The sequence below is a fragment of the Amphritea pacifica genome, assembly GCF_016924145.1.
Classification (GTDB): Bacteria; Pseudomonadota; Gammaproteobacteria; order Pseudomonadales; family Balneatricaceae; genus Amphritea; species Amphritea pacifica.
In genome coordinates, this window is sequence record NZ_JAFFZO010000010.1 from 124,968 (window position 1) to 131,803 (window position 6,836).

Here is a 6,836-nt window from a genome sequence, read left to right on the forward strand (position 1 = left end):
ATTCGCTGTTGCAGGCACACAGGGTCATCGTTAAAACAGCAAGATAAAAGCATTTAACTAAGTTCATTTGAATCTGACATTCCTTGTCATTTTTAACCTACTCAGGCATCTCGTTCTGATCGGTTTCGGGGTTATAACGGCCCAGTATTGGGTGGTAGGGAAGAGGCAGCATTTCACTTAAATTTGGAAATTTCAGGTCTGGATTTTTATCCAACCGGTCATAAAGTTTGTCATACTTATCCGCCATTATTTTATCGACATCGTAGCCAAAATCACCATCACGGAAAGTTTGATGCATAGTCAGCATACTACCTATACGACCTAACGCCGCCGCCGCCTGGTAATAATAGAGAGCTTTAGGGTAGTTTTTTTCGACAATTTTCGCGAATGCAGCCAGCGCATTGGCTGACTCACGGTAATTTTGTTTCGCCGCACACTGATGATAGGCCACACCTTCAGCATCCTCATGACGCTGATACAGATAAATCTCACCCAAGCGATATTGCGCCTGAGGACTTCCCAACTGCGCTGCTCGATGATAGTACTGCCACGCACCTTCTTTATCTTCCTTGAGTGCCAGACCTTTCTCGGCCATAGCAGCCAGGTTGTAATAACCCAGAGGGATATCCCGGTCTGCCATCCACTGAAACCACTCCAGTGCTTTAAAATAACTCTGTTCTACACCACGCCCATGCAGGTAACGCATGGCTAACTGACTAGCCGCTTTCCAGTGACCCTGGTCGGCTAACAGCTGATATTGGTTGGTGATATTCACTTCATCTTTATTAGGCAGCTGTTTTTTCTCATAGGCTCTGATCTCCTGATACTGCTTTTCCAACTCTGGATCAACTTCAGGTAGATGATCTTTTTCAAAAGCACAAATAAATGGCTCTATTTTGGGGATACTCTTTTCCGTCATCGAACTATTCCCTTGCGATTCGCTGTTGCAGGCACACAGGGTCATCGTTAAAACAGCAAGATAAAAGCATTTAGCTAAGGTCATTGGAATCTGACAGTCCTTGTCATCGTTAAGCCGGTTATGGCATCTCGTTCTGGTCGGTTTCGGGGTTATAACGACCCAGCGTTGGATGGTAGGGCAGGGGATAGCGCTCAGCTATATTAGGAAGCTTATAGAGAGGATCTTTTCTCAATCTAGCTCGAACTGAGTACAGTTTCTTTCCATATTCTTTATCTTTGTCAAAGCCCATCTCGCCATCAAGAAATACGCCACTTATAAATAAAGCGGCACGTTGATCCCCCCCCCTGCAGCCAACAGATAATAGTAGGCGGCTTTGGGGTAATTCTTATCAACTATTTCAAGCCAATCCGCATACTCATGTTGACCCAACGCGCTATTTTGCTGTGCCGCGCAGGCATAATAGGCTGCGGCCTTTTCATTCTCCTGATCCTCTTTTGGCAGATCAAAACCATAATGCTGCCCAATTCGCACCAAGGCATTGGGCTCGCCCATTGACGCTGCCTTATGCAGATATTGCCAGGCGGCTTTAGTGTCCTGATGGACGCCGCGTCCTCGTTCAAGCAGCACCGCCATATTGTAATACCCGATGGGGACATTCATTTCGATCAGTTTTTCGGTCAGATCCAATGCCTTGCCGCTGTCGGTTGGCACTCCTATCCCATCCAGATATCGACGGCTGAGGTTGTGCATCGCCTTCCAGTGGCCTTTATCAGCCGCCAGTTGATAGAGGCCACTGATATTCTCCTCATCTGTGTTACCTGGCGTCACTTCTGCTCGACGGGCCTGCATAAACAGTTCATCGGCGTCTTTATCCAGTGGTGGCAGATAGTCAGCCTGACGGGCACACTCAAACTCAAAGGCTATGGCGGGAGCTTCGGTTAGTAGCAGAATAACCAGTAAGCAGGTTTTCAGCATCCTTGCTGTTAATCGTTCATCCATCGTTCATCCATCGTTTATTCAGGCATCTCGTTCTGATCGGTTTCGGGGTTATAACGGCCCAGTGTTGGGTGGTAAGGTAGCGGGTAGCGCTCAGCTATAGTAGGGAGTTTATAGAGGGCATCTTTATCAATACGATCTAAAACTTTCTCAAGATTAGAGGCCAGAACTGGATCTTTTTCAAAACCTAGCTCACCATCCCTAAATACCTGCATAATAAACAAGGAAGCCCGTAAATCCCCACCCCCAGCAGCCAGCAGATAATAGTAAGCGGCTTTGGGGTAATTCTTATCAACTATTTTTAACCAGGACGCATACTCTTTATATCCTATAGCGCTACTCTGTTGTGCCGCACAGGCATAATAAGCTGCGGCCTTATCATCCTCCTGATCTTCTCTTGGCAGATCATAGCCGTAATGCTGTCCAAGTCGCACCAAGGCATTGGGCTCGCCCATTGACGCTGCCTTATGCAGATATTGCCAGGCGGCTTTAGTGTCCTGATGGACGCCGCGTCCTCGTTCAAGCAGCACCGCCATATTGTAATACCCGATGGGGACATTCATTTCGATCAGTTTTTCGGTCAGATCCAATGCCTTGCCGCTGTCGGTTGGCACTCCTATCCCATCCAGATATCGACGGCTGAGGTTGTGCATCGCCTTCCAGTGGCCTTTATCAGCCGCCAGTTGATAGAGGCCACTGATATTCTCCTCATCTGTGTTACCTGGCGTCACTTCTGCTCGACGGGCCTGCATAAACAGTTCATCGGCGTCTTTATCCAGTTCTGGCAGATAATCCGCCTGACGGGCACATTCAAACTCAAAGGCCATAGCGGGGACTCCGGTTAAAAGTAGTATCAGTAAAAGCGGCAGTAGTAACCATCGGTTTAGTCCAGCGCCTTGCTGTAGGGGGTCTGGGTATCCCAGAATCGGGTGAGTGAACATGTAAGTGGTTCCCCTTTATTTCTAAATTTCCAATTCTCTGTTGCAGTTTCTTCCCAATGACCAAAATTCAATTTACTGCTACTTTCACGCTTCTTCGCATGCAGATTCCAAAGATGATCGGTAAACTGTTTTGCAATATCAGGCCTGGGTGCATGAACACCCAACTCACTATCAGTTTCTAAACTACGCTTATTAATATTGGCTGAACTGAGCAGGAAGTAGTGGTCATCCACAACCTGAAGCTTGCTGTGAATATAGATATCTTTATATTTACACTTCCCTTGCGGTGGCTTTTTAAAGCTAACCAGGGTCGCAACAACCACATTCAGCCCCGGCGGGTTAGTCAGCTCAGGTTTAATTGTGTCATATCCGTGCTTTTTCCGAAGATCTTCCAATTCCTGCTGCTCGGCAACGGTCATGCCTTGCCCCTCTTCATCCATCTCCTCTAGTTTTTCCATCCGGTTGATCTCTGCTTCGCTCTGCTCCAACCGTTGCTGTTCATCTGCATCCAACCGGATCTCCTGCTCCAGATCCTGAATCTCTTTTCTCAACCCTGTGTCCCGGTACCTCTGCCTCGGATTAGCCATTAAGCTCTTCAATCTGAGGCGTTTCTCTTTTAACAAAAAAATCCGGTCACGCTGAACCTGTGGCATCAGCTGTTCCTGACCTACCTCATGCATCATCTCGTAGGTGCTACTGGAATAAAAACTATTCTTAACAGTATTCGTCACTACAAACCAATAAAGCTCACGCTTAGCCCCTTGTTTCTTCAGTAGTATGGCCTGATCCTTCATCCACTTTGCAAGCTGAGGATAGCGGAAGTACTGATTTTCGGTATAGACAAAGTCAGTCGCGTTACTGATCGCGTTTTTGTAGCTTTCCAGTATTGAGGTTTCCTGTCCGCTATTTCCACGCCCATCATAAGGATGAGTACGGATAATCTGCGCCATCCCCTGCCTTTGCGTACTATAAAAATCTTTATACGTAATATCTGAACGAACGTCAGCCAGCGTAGTTCCCCACCAACGGGTCCAGAAATGAGACTCCCTGTCCCAGGCGGTACAAAAGTTTTCGTTCAGATCACACAGAACAGGACCTTTAACCTCGGTGGATATATCCTGCCAGGGACCAAACCCCCAGTCCCGCCGGGGTTCATCGAAGTTATGGGCATCAGTATCCCAATAATTGCGGTGAAGGTTATGCCCCATCACAAAGCCCCGGGCGATTTCTGGCTGCATATAATCGGTCAGCACCATTTTCTGATGATGACTGGGGAAGAATCCAAGCGCGCCAACCATTTTCCATGTTAACGAGGTATCTCTACCCGACAGTTTATCCGACAGTAAGCGCAGCATCAGCTTTTCCCGATGGCCGAAAAACATGCCTAAATATGGGTGCCTCGCCTGGTGAAATTCAAGCTCTTCGAGTTTCTTATCGAAGTCACGGGTTTTAAATTCGACGCCAGGAAAGCCTCCGCTATGAACCTGCTTAAACCAATCGCGGGTATAAATTTCAGCATCGGCATCCATAAATGTGCCACCACTGCCGCGTACTGTGCCACCATAGTCATGATCTTTATTCAACTGCTCTTCAATGTGCGCTAAACTAAATTCAATCCGTTCCAGATTTTTCTGGCTATTAGTACCACCACGCTGATGTTTATACCGATCACGCAGCACAATCAGCTCTAACCGTTCATCCAGTAAATTCTGATACGCATCGTGTGGGGAAGAGGTCGACATGATACCTGAGCCGGCCATGGTGCCTCCTCTACTGAATAGCCCATCACCCACCACTGTATTTTCCAAAAAATTAGCCAGCGCGTTCTTCCAGATCAGTACCCGAACCTCAACCCCCTGTTTAGCTTTCTCCGCTAACAGTGTGCCAATCTCCTTACCTTTTAACCCTTTACTTTCAGGCCTGCTAAGCCGCATGGCGGGATCAAACCCCCAGCTAATAATATCGATGCTGCTTTTAGCATGTATTATTGCGTCTTCAACCGCGCCAAAGGCTCTTTCACCATTTATTAACGGCTTAATATCACTGTGCGGCCGGGGATCGTATTTATTCTCTTTTTGTGCCCACCAGTTTAGTGTTGCTGTTCCGCGCAGAGTCCGTTCTTCAATTGCCGCCTGTTGAATATCCATATTAGTCATCGGCATCTCCTGTCGCTGTTTTTCCTTTTGCATCCTGATATTGCTGGCGCAGGTACTTATCCGGATCATTCAGGCCGTCTGGATGCTCCGCCCCATCAAATCGCCTGAAACCTCTGTTGGAGGCCTTCTGTAATTCGCCTTCAGCACCCTCACTGAATTTTTCCAGCACATCAAACTGAATTCGGGCACCGTTATACAGCTCAACCTCATATTGAGAAGCCCCTTCCTGATGGTGTGCAGAGACCATCCCGCCAGGCCCGGTTAAACCTTCACTAATTAACGCTCCATCCCGATAAAGTTTATAAGGTACGCCGTCATACCCCTTCGCGCCCGGCACCGGGGCGATTTTAAAACGCACTTCATCTTTTTTCTCAAGGAAGTCGAGGGGCAGAGGGGCCTGGATGATTTCGGCTTGCTTTGGATCGGAGACAAAGCCAGCCACGCTGTTATCCGCTTCCAGCGGGCGGTTGGGCTGTATGGGACCGGCTTTGACGGCACTGCCGCCGCTGCCGCCTTCATTGAGTTTGAGACCAGCACCCACAATGGTGACACCGCCGGGATCAAGTTTAATCAGGCCACTACCCGCTTTCAGAGTGAGCTCGGTGCCTACCTCGATAATGATCTGGTTGCCTGCCTTATAGTGCATCTCGCTGCCAGCATACTGCATCAGCTTCTCAGCGATAGCGCTGAACTGAGACTCACCAATGGTGATGTGCTGGTTTTTGTTGACCTGCTGAAACTGATCGCCCTGTGTCAGGTGGTGCTCATCGCTGCGATATTCACTGTAAACTTTGCCTTCGACAATTTTATGCCGGTCATTACCCAGCCAGCTGCGGTGATCGTTTTTGGTTCGCTGATCAACATCTTTTTCAGCGTGATAGAAGACCTGCTCTTCACCCTTTTTATCTTCAAAGCGGATCTCATTAAAACCATCGCCCCCTTTGGTGGAGTTGGTCTTAATGGTGCTGCGGGTTTTATGTTCCGGCAGTTTGTACGGCGGACGGTTAAGGCCGTGATACACCCGTCCAATCACCAGCGGCTTGTCCGGGTCGCTTTCGAGGAAATCAACAATCACCTCTTCGCCAATACGGGGGATAAACATGCCGCCGAAACTGCCCCCGGCATGGGACTGACTGACCCGGATCCAGCAGGAGCTGGTCTCATTGCCCTGGCCTTCGCGATCCCAGTGGAACTGAACCTTAATGCGGCCATGCTCGTCGGTGTAGATCTCCTCCCCTTCGGGACCGGTGACCGTCGCGGTCTGGGTGCCTTCCACATGGGGAGATCTGACATCGGTTGTGGGGCGGAACGGCACTTCGAAGGGAACGCAGAGATAATTGTTGCTGTATTGACTGCCCTCGGTCGAGGCTCCCACTTCCAGCACCTGTGGCTGAGAACATTCATGCTCAACCCGCGCAATCAGATACTCACTGTTGAGTGCATCCCGATCATGCCCGGTGAGTTCGAAACTGTAGCCCGGGGTCATCCGGTTAACGTCACTACTGCCCTTAGCCATTTGCCGGTAACGGTTGAGGGACTCTAAACGAATCAGGGCGTTATTACTGCCCCGGCCTGAATCGCTAAAGCGGCCCGGATGATCATAGATTTCCAGCGGCACGTCCTGTTCACCGGATTTAGCCGATTCCAGCTTCAGGTTGGGCTTTTTGAAATCAAAATCCCGCAGGGTGACTTTACCAGGGACAATCGATTCGCTGTAACTGAAGCTGAAGATATGCTGTTCACGTACCGCCCCCTGACTGTCGTGAAAACAGTCCAGTAGCGGATCACCACTGATGGCCGGATTGGAACCGGAGGTATCACTGA

General features: G+C 49.1%; 5 protein-coding genes. All 5 read right to left on the reverse strand.

What is annotated here, in order from left to right:
- Positions 1–97: 97 nt before the first annotated feature.
- Positions 98–919: a tetratricopeptide repeat protein gene (locus JW499_RS07415; protein WP_205210003.1), complete on the reverse strand. Its 822-nt coding sequence runs from the start codon at positions 917–919 to the stop codon at positions 98–100.
- A 312-nt stretch (positions 920–1,231) separates the two neighbouring features.
- On the reverse strand, positions 1,232–1,918 hold the full coding sequence (locus tag JW499_RS07420) for a tetratricopeptide repeat protein (RefSeq protein ID WP_205210004.1): 687 nt from the start codon (positions 1,916–1,918) through the stop codon (positions 1,232–1,234).
- 14 nt (positions 1,919–1,932) lie between these two features.
- A complete protein-coding gene (locus JW499_RS07425) occupies positions 1,933–2,742 on the reverse strand; it encodes a tetratricopeptide repeat protein (protein WP_205210005.1) in 810 nt (269 codons plus the stop codon).
- Positions 2,743–2,798: 56 nt separating this feature from the next.
- On the reverse strand, positions 2,799–5,012 hold the full coding sequence (locus tag JW499_RS07430; protein WP_205210006.1) for a phospholipase D-like domain-containing protein: 2,214 nt from the start codon (positions 5,010–5,012) through the stop codon (positions 2,799–2,801).
- On the reverse strand, positions 5,005–6,836 hold a 1,832-nt coding region (gene tssI / locus JW499_RS07435; protein WP_205210007.1), incomplete at its 5' end, for a type VI secretion system tip protein TssI/VgrG. The genes JW499_RS07430 and tssI, both read right to left, overlap by 8 nt.

What these genes read in the sequence shown, in the direction of transcription:
- JW499_RS07415 (WP_205210003.1), bottom strand. Translation starts at nt 919, where the DNA reads ATGACGGAAAAGAGTATCCCCAAAATAGAGCCATTTATTTGTGCTTTT.
- JW499_RS07420 (WP_205210004.1), bottom strand. Translation starts at nt 1,918, where the DNA reads ATGGATGAACGATTAACAGCAAGGATGCTGAAAACCTGCTTACTGGTT.
- JW499_RS07425 (WP_205210005.1), bottom strand. Translation starts at nt 2,742, where the DNA reads ATGGCCTTTGAGTTTGAATGTGCCCGTCAGGCGGATTATCTGCCAGAA.
- JW499_RS07430 (WP_205210006.1), bottom strand. Translation starts at nt 5,012, where the DNA reads ATGACTAATATGGATATTCAACAGGCGGCAATTGAAGAACGGACTCTG.